We start from the raw sequence: 15,286 nt of genomic DNA, 5'->3' as shown, positions 1-15,286 counted from the left end.
TTAAGTAATTCTTTCTCTCGTGTTTTTACTCTAGCGGAAAAATTGCTCTAAAAATCATTTTCTTGTCTGAATTATGTATGTCATTCAAACAATATTCCGCATCTTGTCTAACAAAATTATGAAATCATCTGTGCTTTTAAACGCAAGATTTCATCGCGTAATCGAGCGGCTTGTTCAAACTGTAAATCTTTCGATGCCTTCAGCATTTCTTTTTCCAGCTTGTTCATATGTTTTGCCAGAAGTTTTGGATCCGACATCAAATGACGTTCATCTGCAGTTAATGCCTTGGCCTGATCTGAAATTTTTGCATCGATTTCATCATCTGTCAGCACTTCACCTGTATCAATATCATTGACGTTTTGACGCACTGCACTGCGTGGCGTAATGCCATGTTCAAGGTTAAATGCAATCTGTAAATTACGACGCCGATCCGTTTCATCAATGGCTTTTTGCATGGAGTCGGTCATACGATCTGCATATAAAATCGCTTTACCGTTTAAGTTACGCGCTGCACGACCAATGGTTTGAATCAAAGAACGCTCAGAACGTAAGAACCCCTCTTTGTCAGCATCTAAGATGGCGACTAAAGACACCTCTGGCATATCTAAGCCTTCACGCAGCAAGTTAATCCCAACAATTGCATCGTATACACCTGAACGCAATTCATGAATAATTTTAGTTCGTTCAACAGTGTCAATATCAGAATGTAAATAAGCGACCTTAATACCATATTCTTTCAAATATGAAGTTAAATCTTCTGCCATACGTTTGGTTAATGTCGTAACCAATACACGCTCATTTAAGTTTTTACGATTATTAATTTCTGACAATACATCATCCACTTGCGTTAACACTGGACGAATTTCAATTTCAGGGTCGACCAAACCTGTGGGTCGAACCACTTGCTCAACGACTTGTTCAGACTTTTCCATTTCATAATGTGCAGGCGTTGCACTGACATAAATCGTCGAAGGAATAATCCGCTCCCATTCTTCAAATTTCATTGGCCGGTTATCAAGCGCACTTGGTAAACGAAAACCGTAATTGACCAAATTTTCTTTACGTGAACGGTCACCTTTATACATAGCCCCAATTTGCGGAACGGTAACGTGCGATTCATCAATGATTAATAAAGCATCATCAGGTACATAATCAAACAAAGTCGGAGGTGCTTCACCAGAAGGACGGCCAGACAAGTGGCGTGAATAGTTTTCAATACCGTTGGTATAGCCAAGCTGCTGCATCATCTCTAAATCATAACGTGTACGTTGTTCGATACGTTGTGCTTCGAGTAATTTATCATTTGCACGAAAGAATCCTAGTCGTTCTGCGAGTTCTTCACGAATCGTTCCAATTGCACGCTGTAAATTATCTTTAGGTGTTACATAATGGCTTTTTGGGTAAATCGTAATACGTGGCACTTTACGGACCATTCTGCCCGTCAATGGATCAAACCATCGAACTGAATCAACTTCATCATCAAATAACTCTATTCGAATGGCATTTTGATCAGATTCAGCAGGAAAAATATCAATAATTTCACCACGAATACGGTATGTGCCCCGTAAAAATTCGAGTTCATTTCGAGTGTATTGCATTTCCACCAAACGACGGATGATATCATCACGGCTAATACGGTCTCCTTCCACGATATGCAGAAGCATACTCATATAAGCATTGGGATCACCCAGACCATAAATAGCTGAAACTGACGCTACGATAATTGCATCACGTCGCTCTAATAATGCCCGTGTTGCCGAAAGACGCATTTGGTCGATATGATCATTAATCGATGAATCTTTTTCAATAAAAGTATCTGAAGATGGAACATAGGCTTCGGGTTGATAATAGTCATAATAACTGACGAAGTATTCCACAGCATTATGCGGAAAGAAGGCTTTAAACTCGCCATAAAGCTGCGCAGCCAAAGTTTTATTATGCGCCATAATAATCGTTGGACGTTGCGTGCGTGCTATCACATTTGCCATGGTATAGGTTTTACCTGAACCTGTTACCCCTAAGAGCAACTGATCATGCATTCCTTTTTCAATCCCCTTCACCAATTTCTCAATCGCTTGAGGCTGATCACCTGCCGGCTGATATTGTGTTACCAGTTCAAAAGGCTGTTCCTGCATCACACTCTTCTTCAACAGTTTTATATGGCTTTATTATGAGGGCAAAGTTGCACAAAACAACGCTAAATTTATGTAAATACCAGAGGCGTGTACAGACTATAAAATTATAATTCAACATAACCCCATAGATTTTTCTCATGTTTGAAAAATAATTCGCCTGATTTCGCATGTTTTTCTTGAGGAAACTCTTGGCTCTAAAAAAACTCAGGAATAAAGCGTTCATTTATCCCTTATTGATACTTGACCTATGTAAATTTCACCTGCAACATGAACAAAAGGACGCCACAGATCAAACTTATGACTTACCAATATCATGACGAAAGTATTGTTAAAAACCTACCCGAAGATACTATTTTTGTTTTTGGCAGCAATATGGCAGGTCAACATACTGGCGGTGCAGCGCGTACTGCCCTAGAGCATTTTGGTGCAATGAATGGTATTGGTCGTGGATGGGCTGGTCAAAGTTTTGCTATTCCAACGATGAATGAGCATTTACAACAAATGCCATTGTCTCAGATTCAACATTATGTTGATGATTTTAAAATCTATACCAAGAATCATCCGAAGACCAAATATTTCATTACTTCGATTGGCTGTGGTGTCGCTGGCTATAAAGTTGAAGAAATTGCTCCCATGTTTAAGGGGATTTCCAGAAATGTTATTTTTCCAATTTCATTCCGTCCTTTCGTTGAAAAAGCTTTACCTAAACTTACTTCGAAACTTCTACATACAATTTTTCAAGACTCGGTAATTTTTGCACCTTCGGCAGATGAATTGGTTGATGTTCTGGCCTTAACAGATAATGAAAAAAGTCTTGCGAAAATTGTGCTGAATACCCAAATGTACCCGACAGATAGCAATGGTCGTGACCGTATTTTTGAAATTGAAGATATTTTGCATGCCCTGAATGGGAAAATATTTGAGTTTCAAAGCAACTCAGAAGGCCCAATGATGTTTGGCGGCGTCATTTTAGCCCTACTTGAACTGTATAACATCAATGAAAAAGATTTCATTGATGTTTGGAAAGCTGAACGTGAAATCGCTGCACCAAGACCTGAAAATAAAGCTCGTAAAGCCAGCCGCTAAAGACTTTTTTCACCATATCTCCCCCCTAAAAAAGCCAAAGTCTACATTGGCTTTTTATCTAAGGTGGATTAACAACTTTTAGCGACATTGGTCACATTAAAAATAAATTTTATTTCACATATCACATTATTTTAATATCATTTTTTTCGTCTTATACTACTTGCTGACATTATCATAAAGAATGACGAGCACATAAAATAGACATGCTAGATTCTCCTTTTTTTGAGCTATCCCCCATTGCCATGTGGCTTGAAGATTACAGTGAAGTCAAAAAACAATTTGATCTCTGGCGTCAGCAAGGTGTGCAGGATCTCGCCACTTTTCTTCAACAAGATGAATCACGAATTCTGCAATGTGCAAGAAAAATAAAAATCTTACAGGTCAATACAAAAACGTTAGAACTGTATCAAGCACGTGACTTTGAACATTTATGTCAAAACCTTGATCTCGTTTTTCAGGCGGAGATGTGTCAAACACATATTAGAGAATTGGTTGCATTATGGAATGGGGAAACACATTTTTCCCATTCTGCCGTAAACTATACACTCAGTGGGCAACGTTTAGACATTCAACTCAAAGGCATCGTCCTACCAAATCATGAGCAGGATTTATCAGCAGTCTTAATTATAACTGAAGATATCACGTCTTATACCGAAGCTTGCCGTTTACAAGAACAAAGTCGTCATTTGGCAGAAGCGCGTTTCCATTATTCGCCAACCTCTCTTTGGGTAGAAGATTTCAGCCGGATTAAAATAAAATTAGATCAGCTTCGCGCTTTAGGTATAGAAGATTTTGTGACATTTTTGGATGTTCACCCCGATTTTGTACAAGAGTGTATTAAGGAAATATTGATCGTTGACGTTAATCAGGCCACCCTTGATTTGTTTGGCGCTTCGGACAAAGAAATATTGCTCAAAAATGTACATAAAGTGTTTGCCAAAGAGATGCTGCAAACCTTTAAAGAACAGTTGATTGAACTTTGGAATGGTAATTTACATCATCAACGTGAAGCTATAAATTATGCACTTGATGGCAGTATTCGCCACGTCTTGCTGCAATTTACCGTATTTCCCGATTATCTTGATGATTGGAGCACCGTGCAGGTTGCTTTAACCGATATTACCGCACGTAAAAAGGCTGAAAATTATCTTGAGTATTTAGGTAAGCACGACGTACTGACCAGACTCTATAATCGTTCATTTTATATAGCAGAACTCAAGCGTCTCGAACGCAATCAATTACGTCCTGTTTCTTGTATTTTTATTGATTTAAATGGACTAAAAGAACTCAATGACAGTATTGGGCACGATGCTGGTGACAGTATCCTCAGACGTCTGGGCAACATTTTAAACCAACTTATTCAGCATACGCCCTATTCTGCTTCGCGCATTGGCGGTGATGAATTTGTCATACTTTTACCGGGTGCTGATGATGCAGCATTGCAAAACTGCTTACAAAGTTTGAATGAGTTGTTATTGGTCGATAACCAATTTTATTCTAATCAACCGATGAGTATATCAATTGGTTCTGCCACCAATACTTTGAATGAGCGAATGGAAGATATGCTTAAACGTGCTGATCTTGACATGTATCGTCAGAAGAAAAAGTATTATCTCAATAAAGACCGTAGAATTCAGTCTGAAATACGCAATTAAAAACAATAATTTGCAATAAAAAAGCCATGGTTTTAATCATGGCTTTTTTATTTAAATCTTTTAACGCTTACCCATCGAACGACGTGTACCGCGTGGTGGCATCCAAGTACGGTCAGCATAACGCTGAGGTTTTGGACGCATATCTTCAAAGATTTCATCCGAAGCATTATCTTCAGCTTTTTTAATCGGAAAAGGCAAATTAACTAAAGCCTTTTTCTTGGGAGGGTTTTGCGTACTCATACGAATAACTCAATTGAATCTGGTGCTATTGTACAAAAAAAATGGTTTTGGTGTAAAAGGCTTTAAGAGATTAACCACGATTAACATATAACGACTCAACAATGAGCTATGACTTATATCTGTAGAGGAAAACAAAGCAAAAAACTGCTTTGAATATGGTCGTTTTAAACTATTTTATTGACCTAAACAAATAAATTCACTGTCATTTATGTCAATAAATATTGAATATTTACAAATAGATAGAAGCATTTCTAAATTTCAAAAATGTTCGTTTTTTTTACACAAATACCTCAATAAAACCTTCAAACAATACAAATCAACAAGAATGTTACAGGACTATTACCTTTACTCTTGTTTTCTATAACATTTTTTACGCACTAATTTTGAATAATGGGCACTTAGAAAAATTATTATCAATTTACGGACATGGAGTCCTTTCAAATGAAAAAAAGTGTATTGTGCATTGCTGCTTCAATGGCTGCCCTACCTATGCTCAGTCATGCAGACTCACCATATTTTAGTTTAAAAGATGGCGATGGCTTCAAACGTTTTTCTGTCTCTGTTGGTGCTTTACATGTTATGCCACAAGGTAAAGCGCAGCCATTTCGTGTAAATACTGCCATCAATGAAGGCTATGAGGCAGAAGTTGGTGAAGTTAAATCACAAACAGTAAAAGACAATATTCGAGAAGGGTACAAAGTTCCGCCCCTACTAGAAGTTGCGCTAAATACTTTGGACACAGTTCCTGCTTCAATGAGTGGTAAAGCCACGATTTCAGGACTTGAACAATGGGACAATCCAGGGACAGGTCTTGAAGCAGACGACGTCACCACGCTTGGGATCATGACCAACTATTTCTTCACTGACAATGTATCACTAGAAATGAAAGCGGGTATTCCGCCAAAAGTTGATTTACAAGGCTCAGGAAAAATTTACGCACCATTTTCAGCCATTGCGAAACCACTAGGCGGTGCACTGGGAAATCTTGAACTTGAAAATGATATTTTCATTACCGACTTAGGCGCACATGGTGCAGCAGCTTCTGCACGTGCATGGACTCCGGCTGCTGAAATCCAATATCACTTTGGTAAAACTGGCGTCAATAAATTCCGTCCCTATGTGGGTCTAGGCGTGATGTATGCCTACTTCAATGAATTGGAAATGAATCCACAAATTGAGAAAGATTTAATTGCCGCAGGTCACATGATTGCCAACATTAAAGAAGGTAATGCAGGCGCCTCTTTGGAAGGAAAACCAAGTAAGGCAAATCCAGAAGTTGATTTAGAGGCAACTGATGTATTTGCTCCGGTTGCAACGGTGGGCTTCACCTATGATTTCAATGATAAATGGTTTGCTGTTGGTTCTGTTAGCTATGCACACCTTCAAAATGAAACAACCATTACCGTTACAGATGCGACACACGGCGAACTGATCAAATCTAAAGCGGATATTGAAGTAAACCCGATCCTTGCATATGCAGGTATCGGTATGCGTTTCTAATTAATAACCTGAATATAAAAAAGACGGCTACAGCCGTCTTTTTTATTAGGCTATATATGGTCTTATATTCTGAGATATCTTTTCAATCTCTTTTAAACACTTTTGAATTTATGCTGAGGCAATTTCCTTTATTCATCCATAGTTACCTATAAAAAAAATTTATTGTTTGGTGAATTAAATTTAATCGCAACTCTGCGTTTATTCGAATACCATTGGGTTAAATTTAAAAAATGTAGACTGCTGTATGTCTGATACTCGTTTCTCAAAGCCCCTGATTTACATGCTCATTGGCAGTGCTATTATTTTGGCATTGTCTTTAGGGGTGCGTCATGCATTTGGCCTCTATCTCGTGCCGATGAGTGATGAATTCAGTTGGGGACATAACGTATTTAGCCTTGCCATTGCCATGCAAAACTTAATTTGGGGTGCTGTGCAGCCAATTACTGGGGCTTTTGCAGATAAATATGGCAGTAAGATCGTGGTCGCCGTCGGTGGTGCATTATATGCCCTCGGACTATTACTCATGGCCGTCAGCTCCACCGGTTTACTTCTTAATTTAAGCGCAGGTTTAATCCTAGGTTTGGCTCTCTCGGCCACTTCATTTCCAGTATTACTCTCGGCAGTAGGACGTGCAGCGCATCCGGACAAACGTAGTTTAGCCATGGGTATTGCCAGTGCGGCAGGTTCTTTTGGTCAGTTCATTATGCTGCCCTCTACATTACTGCTACTGCAAAAATTTGGTTGGTCTTCGGCTTTGATTGTCAGCGCCATTTTAATTGCGCTTATTATTCCTTTAGCTTGGATGTTAAAAGCACCAATGTATGTTGCACCAAATGCAACCAATACGCATGAAGCCTCTCTGACATTTAAACAAATTTTGCAATTGGCTTGGGAGCATAAACCCTTTTGGTTTCTAGCACTTGGTTTCTTTGTCTGTGGCTTCCAAGTGGTGTTTATTGGTATCCATCTGCCGGGTTATTTAATTGATCATGGCTTTAATGCCACTACGGGCACTATTTTCCTAGCGCTCGTTGGACTGTTTAATATTGTCGGCACTTACACAGCAGGTTGGCTTGGCGGCAAATATTCCAAACCAAAGCTGTTAATGGGACTGTATGGTTTACGTGGCATTGCCATTATTGCCTTTCTTTTGCTGCCTTTAAGCACATGGACAATCTATGCTTTTGGCGTCATTATGGGTCTACTATGGCTTTCTACCGTACCGCTCACCAACGGTATAGTGGCCAATATGTTTGGCGTTAAATATCTCAGTATGCTGAGTGGTATCGTGTTCTTTACTCACCAAGTCGGTTCATTTTTTGGTGGTTGGTTGGGTGGTGTGAACCACGATATGACCGGTAACTATAATGCCATTTGGATTTTTTCGATTGTCCTGAGTATTTTTGGGGTATTGGTACATTTCATGGTTAATGAGGAAAGTGTCATTCATGACTAATTCAACATTATGGTTTCGACTCAGTATTGCCATCAGTATTCTGGCCTTGTTGGCCTTATCCATCGGCTTATGGAGCCAAACACCTGAATTATTTGAATACTTTAACCAAGCGTTTTGTGCGCATTAAAGACGTATTGAGATCTTAATTCCGCCCCAAACTGCTGTTTTATCAACACTACAACAGCAGTTTTTTAGCTATTTTCTACACGATTCAATAAAAGCTGCATTTTCAGCATATTAGTATTAATAATACGTTTTTTCATAAACTTAGCTTATTTTTTAATTTTCCATCCTGCACTTTCTTCCATAGATTAAGTCTCAATAAAGAACAATTTGAGAACTTATGAAATGACCGCATTAACTCAACTTTCGCAAGCCATCCATGATGCTCCACGTTGGCATCAAGCAGAACTATTTCAAGATGGCAATGAAATTCGTATTGAAGCGCAACATGACCAAGCTTTAGGGGCTGTGGTTTATGGTTTAGATGCGCGTAAAGCCCAGTCTGGTGAAACCATCTACCGTTTAAAACAAGCGCTGGCAGAACACCTAATTTTAATTTTCAAACATCAAAGTCTAGATGATTTACAGTATCTCGCATTTGCAAGTTACTTCGGTTCAATCTTCCGTCCCGGTGCAGATATTCCTGTGCTGGCGTCACAAGATGATACCGGTACACCACCAGACGTCGTACCCGTTTCCAATGCAGTCGGTAAAGGAGACTATACTGGACATGGTGAATTGGCTGCGCATGCAGACCATCAGTGGACTCCGCTGCCATCTTTTGGTTCATTACTCTATGCCATTGAACTACCACAAGACGGTGGACAAACCTCATGGTATAACACCATTAAAGCCTATGAAGCTTTAGATGAAGCGACACAAAAACATTTAGACCAACTTCAACTCATTACCTACAACCCATTTGTCCGTGCCAAAAATAATAAAGGCACAACGGGATATGGCGCTATACCGCTATATCGTTTCAAAGACCAACCGATTGTTGGACATGCCTATCCACATCCGCTTGTACGTACCCATCCAGAAAGTGGCCGTAAAGGTCTGTGGTTAAATGAACGATCTGAAGTGGAATTGGTTCACTACGATGATCAGTCAGGCAGTGAATTGATTGCATCTTTACGTGAACATTTATTGAAACCTGAGTTTCGATATGAACATCAATGGGAAGAAGGTGACATCGTGTTTTGGGATAACCAAGCCACTTTACACTCACGCCGCCCTTTCCCTTCAGACCAACGCCGCTTATTAAAGCGAATTAGCTTAGCAGGAGGACGACCATACTAATGTTGAACTTCATGCCAACAATAAAAAATAAATAACCCTGTAAAATCCGTGTTTGAGCAATAACTCCAAATAATTAAAATTTTAAAACAATAAGAACACTGCTCAAATTACGGATGATCTATATCTAATGCCTTAAAACCTGAAATTAAATGATCTAACATCGCACGCACACCCGGCAGCATGCCTTGTCGTGTCGCGTAGGCAACATGGATGACCCCTTGCGGCAATTGCCATTCAGGAAATAGCTCTATTAACTCACCACTTTTTAAAGCATCACGTACAAACACTTTGGGCAAAGATGCGATTCCTACGCCAGAAAGAGCAGCAGAAATCATCGCACTAAAACTGTCAGTTCTTAAGCGTGGATGAAATTCAATTTGTTGAGTTTCACTTTTTTCACGATGTCGGAAATCCCAAAAATGTTTAGGCCGATCAAAACCAATACACGGAAAATTTTGAATCTCAGCCAATTGCTGTGGTATTTCACGCTCGAAGAAAAGTTGTGGCGATGCCACCAAAACATGATCCCAAGCATCTAAATCTCGAACGATCAAATCACTATCCATTAAAGGCATGTTACGCACACGAATGGCTAAATCTACGCCTTCCTCAATGACATCAACCCGATGATTGGTCGCCATCAGATGCACACTGATGTCTGGATATTGCTGCATAAAATCGGTGACCATTTTTGCAACAGGCATTTCCACCAAAGCCACAGGACAAGAGATTTTAATTTGGCCACAGAGTTGGTCATTCAACGTACTAAGCACAAAGTTTTCCGTTTCGCTGACTTCCTCTAAAATTTTTAAGCAATGCAAATAGAACTGTTGTCCTATTTCAGTTACTGTAAATTTACGCGTATTACGCTGAATCAAACGCACCCCCAAACGGGTCTCTAATTCTGTGATACGGCGTGATAGCTTAGATTTTGTAATACCCAATGCTTCACTGGCTTTGGTATAACCTTGGTATTTCACCACTTGCACGAAGTAGTAATAGTCATTTAAATTTTGCATGATTGTTTCATTTTTAGAATAATCTATTGAGTTTTTCGCCCTGTCATTCCCTCACTATACCTCAATAATAGATCTCAGAAGCAATATATTGAGGGCTGAATTATGAATTCAATCAAACGTGTTTATCATAGTGATCGTAGTACTTGGGTGGGCGATGGCTTCCCAACAAACTCTATGTTCCCTATGCAAGAAATGGGCAATCAAACCAGTCCATTTCTCGTTATGGGCTATACCGGCAAATATCATTTCTCTCCAAGTCATCATCAACGTGGTGTTGGGTCACATCCACATCGTGGCTTTGAAACTGTAACCATTGTTTATGAAGGAGAATTGGAGCATTTTGATTCTAAAGGAAATCACGGCAGCATTGCCAAAGACGAAGTGCAATGGATGACTGCGGGTCGAGGCATTATGCATGAAGAACACCATTCTAAAGATTTTGCCAAAACTGGCGGAAATTTAGACATGGTACAACTTTGGGTCAATTTACCTCGTCATGCGAAAATGACTGAACCTCGCTATCAAGAACTGACAACAGCCAATATTGCTGAAGTAAAGCTTGCACAAAATGCAGGCGTGGTACGCGTCATTGCTGGCCAATTTGAAGATACATTGGGCGCAGCTGAAACCTTTAGCCCGATGAATGTATTGGATGTGCGCTTGAATGCAAATGCTGAACAGGAATTTTCATTCAACCCACAGTGGAATAACATGATTTTTGTATTAAGTGGGGCGATCGAAATTGAAGGTCAACGCTTTGATGCGAAACAGACTTTATATGTGAGTGACCAAGTATCGTCCTTGAAACTTAAATCTTTTGAAGCAACCAAACTGCTTATTTTAAGTGGCGAAGCTTTAAATGAACCTATTGCGGCACATGGACCATTCGTCATGAATACTGAAGATGAAATACGTCAGGCATTTTATGATTTTCAACATGGTCATTTTGCTTAAATATTTCCACGATAAAGTCCCAATAAAAAAACCGCCTTCTGGCGGTTTTTTTATATCTATTTTTGTATGAATTACACATCACACTTTCAACAGATTATTGCGTGACTTTTTGATAAAACGCATCAATTGCATTGACCATTTGCTCAAGTCCCGGTTGTTCCAAAGGATAATGTCCTGCGTTTTTTAACATGACGACATCGACTGGAACTTGATGAATCCGTGCTAAAAATGGCTGGCTTAAAGCCAAAGGTGTCCAGCGGTCTTGTTCAGGCTGCGTCAGTAGAATTGGGCAGACATTAAACTGCTCCGGTGGCGTGTCATTTTTATAATATAAATACGAATCTAGAAATTTAACCGATACACTATTCCCAGCTGACGTTTTATCTTTTAAAAAGACCTGCAATGCTGCGTCATTATTCACCAAGCGATGCATTTTACTTACCCACCGCATCGGCATTGGCAATGCTGAAAATGGTGTATGTGCTGTCACATGAGCCAGTGGGCTGCCCACGCGGCTCATAAATTTATTCAAAGAGACTTGATCACGCACAGTTTTATTTGAAGTGTCTAGAAAGGTCATACCGACGATACCTTTCACCTTTTTATTTTTTGCCGCCACGTGATAGGTCAACATACCACCTGCACTAAGCCCATACAAAACGATAGGACGATGATCTTTTTGTAGCTCGGCTTCAATGAGGTCATTACCTGCTTGAACCCAATCATCATAACGAATTTTTGAGCCCTTTTTGACTTGGGTGAGGCCATAACCGGGCATATCAATAGCGATAGTTTCATAGCCACGCTGTGCCAAAGGATGCCCCAAAATCATCGACATTTGTCGCCCATTTGTTCCCACACCATGAAACAAAATGACCTTCACTTTTGCCTGTGGATTACGATAGGTGTCTAAGTGAACAGTATGCCCCTGCCAATTCCACCACTCTTCTTTGGGTCGCTGCGTTTCGGTTAAATAGTATTCTTTTGGGAGATAGTGCTGAATGTCCTGCCAACTGTTTTGATCTGCATAACTTGCTAATGGTTGTGTAGCAGGTAGCTGATCATCTGAAAATGCCATGATTGAAAGTAACGATGCAATGCTACTCATTAACCACTTCAATAAAGCGCTCAAAATTTTTGATAAGGTGTCTGATTTTGGAGAAGTCATTTTTAGACAATTTTTTATGTGTATGTGCTGATGCTAATCAGCGGCGGAAACCGATGCCATGTGCATGTGGGACAGCACTATGTCACTTCGTCCAATTATCTTTTTCCCTGCTAAGCGCTTCAGAATAATTTTGAAGCAGGATTTACATACTCCTGCAATAATCAGCCTTTAAGATCTTTTAACTTTCATACTTTTATCCTTTAGAAATTCATAACCTTACTTTTGATTTTAAATATTGGTAACGCATGAGCCAGTCCACACCACAACAAAACCTCGTCATCTTTCTCACCTTTTTAAGATTAGGGTGTATTGCATTTGGTGGACCTGCGGCACATTTGGTGTTGTTTTTTCAATATTTTGTGAAACAAGAAAAATGGATAACGGAGCATGAATATGCGCATTTGCTTGCCTTGGCTCAAGTCCTTCCAGGCCCAACAAGTAGCCAGCTCGGCATGGCGATTGGATTTCAACTCAACCGCTATCAAGGTGCTTGTTTTGCATGGTTAGGATTTACTTTACCTTCAGCCCTGCTGATGTGTGCCGCGGCCACTTTAAGTATAAAACTCAGTAATCAACTCTCAACTTTATTCTTTCATGTTATTCAGTTAATTGTACTAGCCGTTGTTGCATGGGCATTTTGGCAAATGATGCGAAGCTTCTGTAAAACAAAATTTCAGTATCTAGTCATGCTTTTAGCTGCATTTTTTATTTATTTCTTTCAATTTTCTCTAAATCAAGTTTTGGTGATTTTATGCGCTGCAATTATCGGTTTAGTTTTATCGTCAAATCAATTACACAGCCAAAAGCCAAATATCGCCGAAACAGTTCCACCCAAACATGACAATTTTAGCCAGAATGCACATGAAAATACTCGCACCTCTTGGCTATGGCTTCTCGCCTTTATCAGCCCTTTTTTCGTTCTGCCATTCTTCGATATACAACATAGCAATATATTGGCTTTCAGCTTAGAAAGCTTCTACCGCACAGCATCCCTCGTCTTTGGTGGTGGACATATTATTTTGCCATTTTTACATCAGGACTTTGTCTCTACAGGACTGATCAGTAATGAAAATTTTGACTTAGGCTATGCCCTTGCGCAACTCATGCCGGGACCTTTGTTTAGTTTCGCCGCCTATCTCGGCACACTTTTACCCATGACTGATGTGCTACTCTTAAATGCTGTACTCGCGACTGTGGCGATATTTTTACCATCATTTTTATTATTGTTTGGCTTATTACCGTTTTGGAATAAGTTGATGAAATACCCGATGCTTTTTGGCACCTTAAAAATAATCAATGCAGCTGTCGTCGGTCTATTACTGTGTCTACTATTTCAAATGAGCCAGAAATACATCATTCAATGGACGGACTTTATATTTGTTGCCGTCGTTATTGCTTTACTTCGCAACAAGCTACCAGTCTGGTTTAGCTTAATAAGCAGTTTTATCGGCTATTATGCTTTTTTAACTTTTCTACCTTTTTAAACTTAAGCAAAAAAACTATAGCTAAAGGAATAATCTAATCCTCATCGATTAAGCTTGCGCCCTTGACCACGGTCTTCCCCTCGACTTGATCTAGTTGATAATGCTGCACATCACTATACTGTTTGATCATTTCAACCAGTTCATTGGAATGTGTGGTCAACCAAAGCTGCGTATAGCGGCTTGCTTCGGCAATCAGCATCGCCAAGGCAGGTAATAAATCGGGATGTAAGCTATTTTCTGGCTCATTCAGTGCCATGAAATTTGGGGGTCTAGGACTCAATAAAGCCACAGCTAAACACAAAAATCGTAACGTCCCATCTGAAAATTCTGCACTTTCTAAAGGTCTTAAAATCCCTTGCTTTTGCATCATCATTTGAAAGCGCCCTCCCATTTCCTGCACATAAAATTGGGTCTGCGGAAAGGCTTTTTCTAGTACTTCAAACAAGGTTTCACTGTTGCCCCGCTCACGCAAGGTTTCAAAAGCTGCGGCTAAATTTGTACCATCATGCGCTAAAACTGGCGAACGAATGCCCACCTGTGGGACACGGATCGGTGAATTTCCACTGACTGAAAACTCATGATAAAAGCGCCAGTTTTTCATGGTCTCACGCACTTGTGAAACTTCGGGGTATAAATGTGGATCGGACAATTGTCCAAACACCGACTCTTCTGGTGTTAATGCCATCGGATAAGCAATCCGTTCTTCATCAACATTTTTAAGAAATGCCGCTTGGTTGGTTCTCTCTAACAACTCGCTCATTTTTCGACGTTGATAGCCGCTTAACCAAATTCCTTCTAGTTTGACCAAAGGATCGAGTGCAAACATCGTAATAAGCGGTTCGGGAAAACCTATTTCAAGTTGATATTCATAATGCTCCATCTCCACTGCAAGCTTCATGCGCTTAGGGTCTTTCGATCGATCACCCGCACGGTGACCACCTGCCCACATGATTTTTTGAATCCCGCCCTCATTTGCAATAGCTTGGGATAATTGGCCATTTGCAGCTTCATGTAGGAGACGTACAGCTTTATATAGATTGGATTTACCACAACCATTCGGACCACTGACAATATTCAGACGCGACAAGGTCAAATTCATATGATGAATAGATCGAAAACCTTGAATAGTCACTGAACGGATCGTCATGAGTTACCTAAAATGAGTTGGAAATGTTGATGATTATAAGTTTATTGCTTGTATATTTTTCATGCACTTTATTCTAACAATAAAAGACCCGCAAGCCGAAACTTACGGGTCTTTCATTGTACATTCTAAGTTCAATT

The 15,286-nt window shown here is 39.8% G+C and carries 13 protein-coding genes; 8 read left to right on the top strand and 5 right to left on the bottom strand.

The annotated features are described in order from the left end of the window. Window positions 1-116: 116 nt before the first annotated feature. A complete protein-coding gene (gene uvrB / locus MST18_RS05825) occupies window positions 117-2,138 on the bottom strand; it encodes an excinuclease ABC subunit UvrB (protein ID WP_180040495.1) in 2,022 nt (673 codons plus the stop codon). A gap of 294 nt (window positions 2,139-2,432) precedes the next feature. Between uvrB and MST18_RS05820 the strand changes: the two genes are divergently transcribed. Next, on the top strand, window positions 2,433-3,221 hold the full coding sequence (locus MST18_RS05820; protein ID WP_180133980.1) for a hypothetical protein: 789 nt from the start codon (window positions 2,433-2,435) through the stop codon (window positions 3,219-3,221). A gap of 197 nt (window positions 3,222-3,418) precedes the next feature. Beyond that, complete coding sequence (locus MST18_RS05815) at window positions 3,419-4,876, top strand: sensor domain-containing diguanylate cyclase (RefSeq protein ID WP_180133989.1); 1,458 nt, start codon at window positions 3,419-3,421, stop codon at window positions 4,874-4,876. 60 nt (window positions 4,877-4,936) lie between these two features. On the opposite strand, the gene MST18_RS05810 is transcribed toward MST18_RS05815, so the two are convergent. Beyond that, window positions 4,937-5,116 (bottom strand): hypothetical protein, encoded by a 180-nt coding sequence (locus tag MST18_RS05810; RefSeq protein ID WP_078190224.1) that lies wholly within the window; start codon window positions 5,114-5,116, stop codon window positions 4,937-4,939. 441 nt (window positions 5,117-5,557) lie between these two features. On the opposite strand from MST18_RS05810, the gene MST18_RS05805 reads away from it, so the two are divergent. From MST18_RS05805 to MST18_RS05790, 4 genes are all read left to right on the top strand, one after another. Continuing rightward, window positions 5,558-6,616: an OmpW family protein gene (locus MST18_RS05805; protein WP_180133981.1), complete on the top strand. Its 1,059-nt coding sequence runs from the start codon at window positions 5,558-5,560 to the stop codon at window positions 6,614-6,616. A gap of 244 nt (window positions 6,617-6,860) precedes the next feature. Further along, a complete protein-coding gene (locus MST18_RS05800; protein WP_180133982.1) occupies window positions 6,861-8,072 on the top strand; it encodes an MFS transporter in 1,212 nt (403 codons plus the stop codon). Then, complete coding sequence (locus MST18_RS05795) at window positions 8,065-8,199, top strand: hypothetical protein (protein WP_257221407.1); 135 nt, start codon at window positions 8,065-8,067, stop codon at window positions 8,197-8,199. The genes MST18_RS05800 and MST18_RS05795 overlap by 8 nt, the downstream gene beginning before the upstream one ends. A gap of 221 nt (window positions 8,200-8,420) precedes the next feature. After that, entirely contained in the window at window positions 8,421-9,377 is a 957-nt protein-coding gene (locus MST18_RS05790) for a TauD/TfdA family dioxygenase (protein ID WP_180133983.1), read from the top strand. Window positions 9,378-9,484: 107 nt separating this feature from the next. Here MST18_RS05790 and MST18_RS05785 read toward each other — a convergent pair whose 3' ends face one another. Then, window positions 9,485-10,396 (bottom strand): LysR substrate-binding domain-containing protein, encoded by a 912-nt coding sequence (locus MST18_RS05785; protein WP_180101909.1) that lies wholly within the window; start codon window positions 10,394-10,396, stop codon window positions 9,485-9,487. A 102-nt stretch (window positions 10,397-10,498) separates the two neighbouring features. Here MST18_RS05785 and MST18_RS05780 point away from each other — a divergent pair, with 102 nt between their 5' ends. After that, on the top strand, window positions 10,499-11,350 hold the full coding sequence (locus MST18_RS05780; protein WP_180133984.1) for a pirin family protein: 852 nt from the start codon (window positions 10,499-10,501) through the stop codon (window positions 11,348-11,350). 94 nt (window positions 11,351-11,444) lie between these two features. On the opposite strand, the gene MST18_RS05775 is transcribed toward MST18_RS05780, so the two are convergent. Then, entirely contained in the window at window positions 11,445-12,428 is a 984-nt protein-coding gene (locus MST18_RS05775) for an alpha/beta hydrolase (protein WP_257227558.1), read from the bottom strand. Between the two features lie 335 nt (window positions 12,429-12,763). Between MST18_RS05775 and chrA the strand changes: the two genes are divergently transcribed. Continuing rightward, window positions 12,764-14,002, top strand: coding sequence for a chromate efflux transporter (chrA, locus tag MST18_RS05770; RefSeq protein ID WP_180133986.1), 1,239 nt, complete (start codon window positions 12,764-12,766; stop codon window positions 14,000-14,002). A gap of 34 nt (window positions 14,003-14,036) precedes the next feature. On the opposite strand, the gene MST18_RS05765 is transcribed toward chrA, so the two are convergent. Beyond that, on the bottom strand, window positions 14,037-15,149 hold the full coding sequence (locus tag MST18_RS05765; protein WP_180106402.1) for an AAA family ATPase: 1,113 nt from the start codon (window positions 15,147-15,149) through the stop codon (window positions 14,037-14,039). Window positions 15,150-15,286 lie beyond the last annotated feature (137 nt).

Origin of the sequence: Acinetobacter sp. YH12068_T (assembly GCF_024606005.1) — a bacterium.
GTDB classification, from domain to species: domain Bacteria; phylum Pseudomonadota; class Gammaproteobacteria; order Pseudomonadales; family Moraxellaceae; genus Acinetobacter; species Acinetobacter amyesii.
This window is presented reverse-complemented; position numbering and strand designations above follow the sequence as displayed.

Bases quoted from the DNA above. Each gene is read 5' to 3' on its own strand.
- MST18_RS05785 (WP_180101909.1), bottom strand. From the start codon at position 10,396: ATGCAAAATTTAAATGACTATTACTACTTCGTGCAAGTGGTGAAATAC.
- MST18_RS05800 (WP_180133982.1), top strand. From the start codon at position 6,861: ATGTCTGATACTCGTTTCTCAAAGCCCCTGATTTACATGCTCATTGGC.
- MST18_RS05765 (WP_180106402.1), bottom strand. From the start codon at position 15,149: ATGACGATCCGTTCAGTGACTATTCAAGGTTTTCGATCTATTCATCAT.
- chrA (WP_180133986.1), top strand. From the start codon at position 12,764: ATGAGCCAGTCCACACCACAACAAAACCTCGTCATCTTTCTCACCTTT.
- MST18_RS05795 (WP_257221407.1), top strand. From the start codon at position 8,065: ATGACTAATTCAACATTATGGTTTCGACTCAGTATTGCCATCAGTATT.
- MST18_RS05805 (WP_180133981.1), top strand. From the start codon at position 5,558: ATGAAAAAAAGTGTATTGTGCATTGCTGCTTCAATGGCTGCCCTACCT.
- MST18_RS05820 (WP_180133980.1), top strand. From the start codon at position 2,433: ATGACTTACCAATATCATGACGAAAGTATTGTTAAAAACCTACCCGAA.
- MST18_RS05810 (WP_078190224.1), bottom strand. From the start codon at position 5,116: ATGAGTACGCAAAACCCTCCCAAGAAAAAGGCTTTAGTTAATTTGCCT.
- MST18_RS05775 (WP_257227558.1), bottom strand. From the start codon at position 12,428: ATGGCATTTTCAGATGATCAGCTACCTGCTACACAACCATTAGCAAGT.
- MST18_RS05780 (WP_180133984.1), top strand. From the start codon at position 10,499: ATGAATTCAATCAAACGTGTTTATCATAGTGATCGTAGTACTTGGGTG.
- MST18_RS05790 (WP_180133983.1), top strand. From the start codon at position 8,421: ATGACCGCATTAACTCAACTTTCGCAAGCCATCCATGATGCTCCACGT.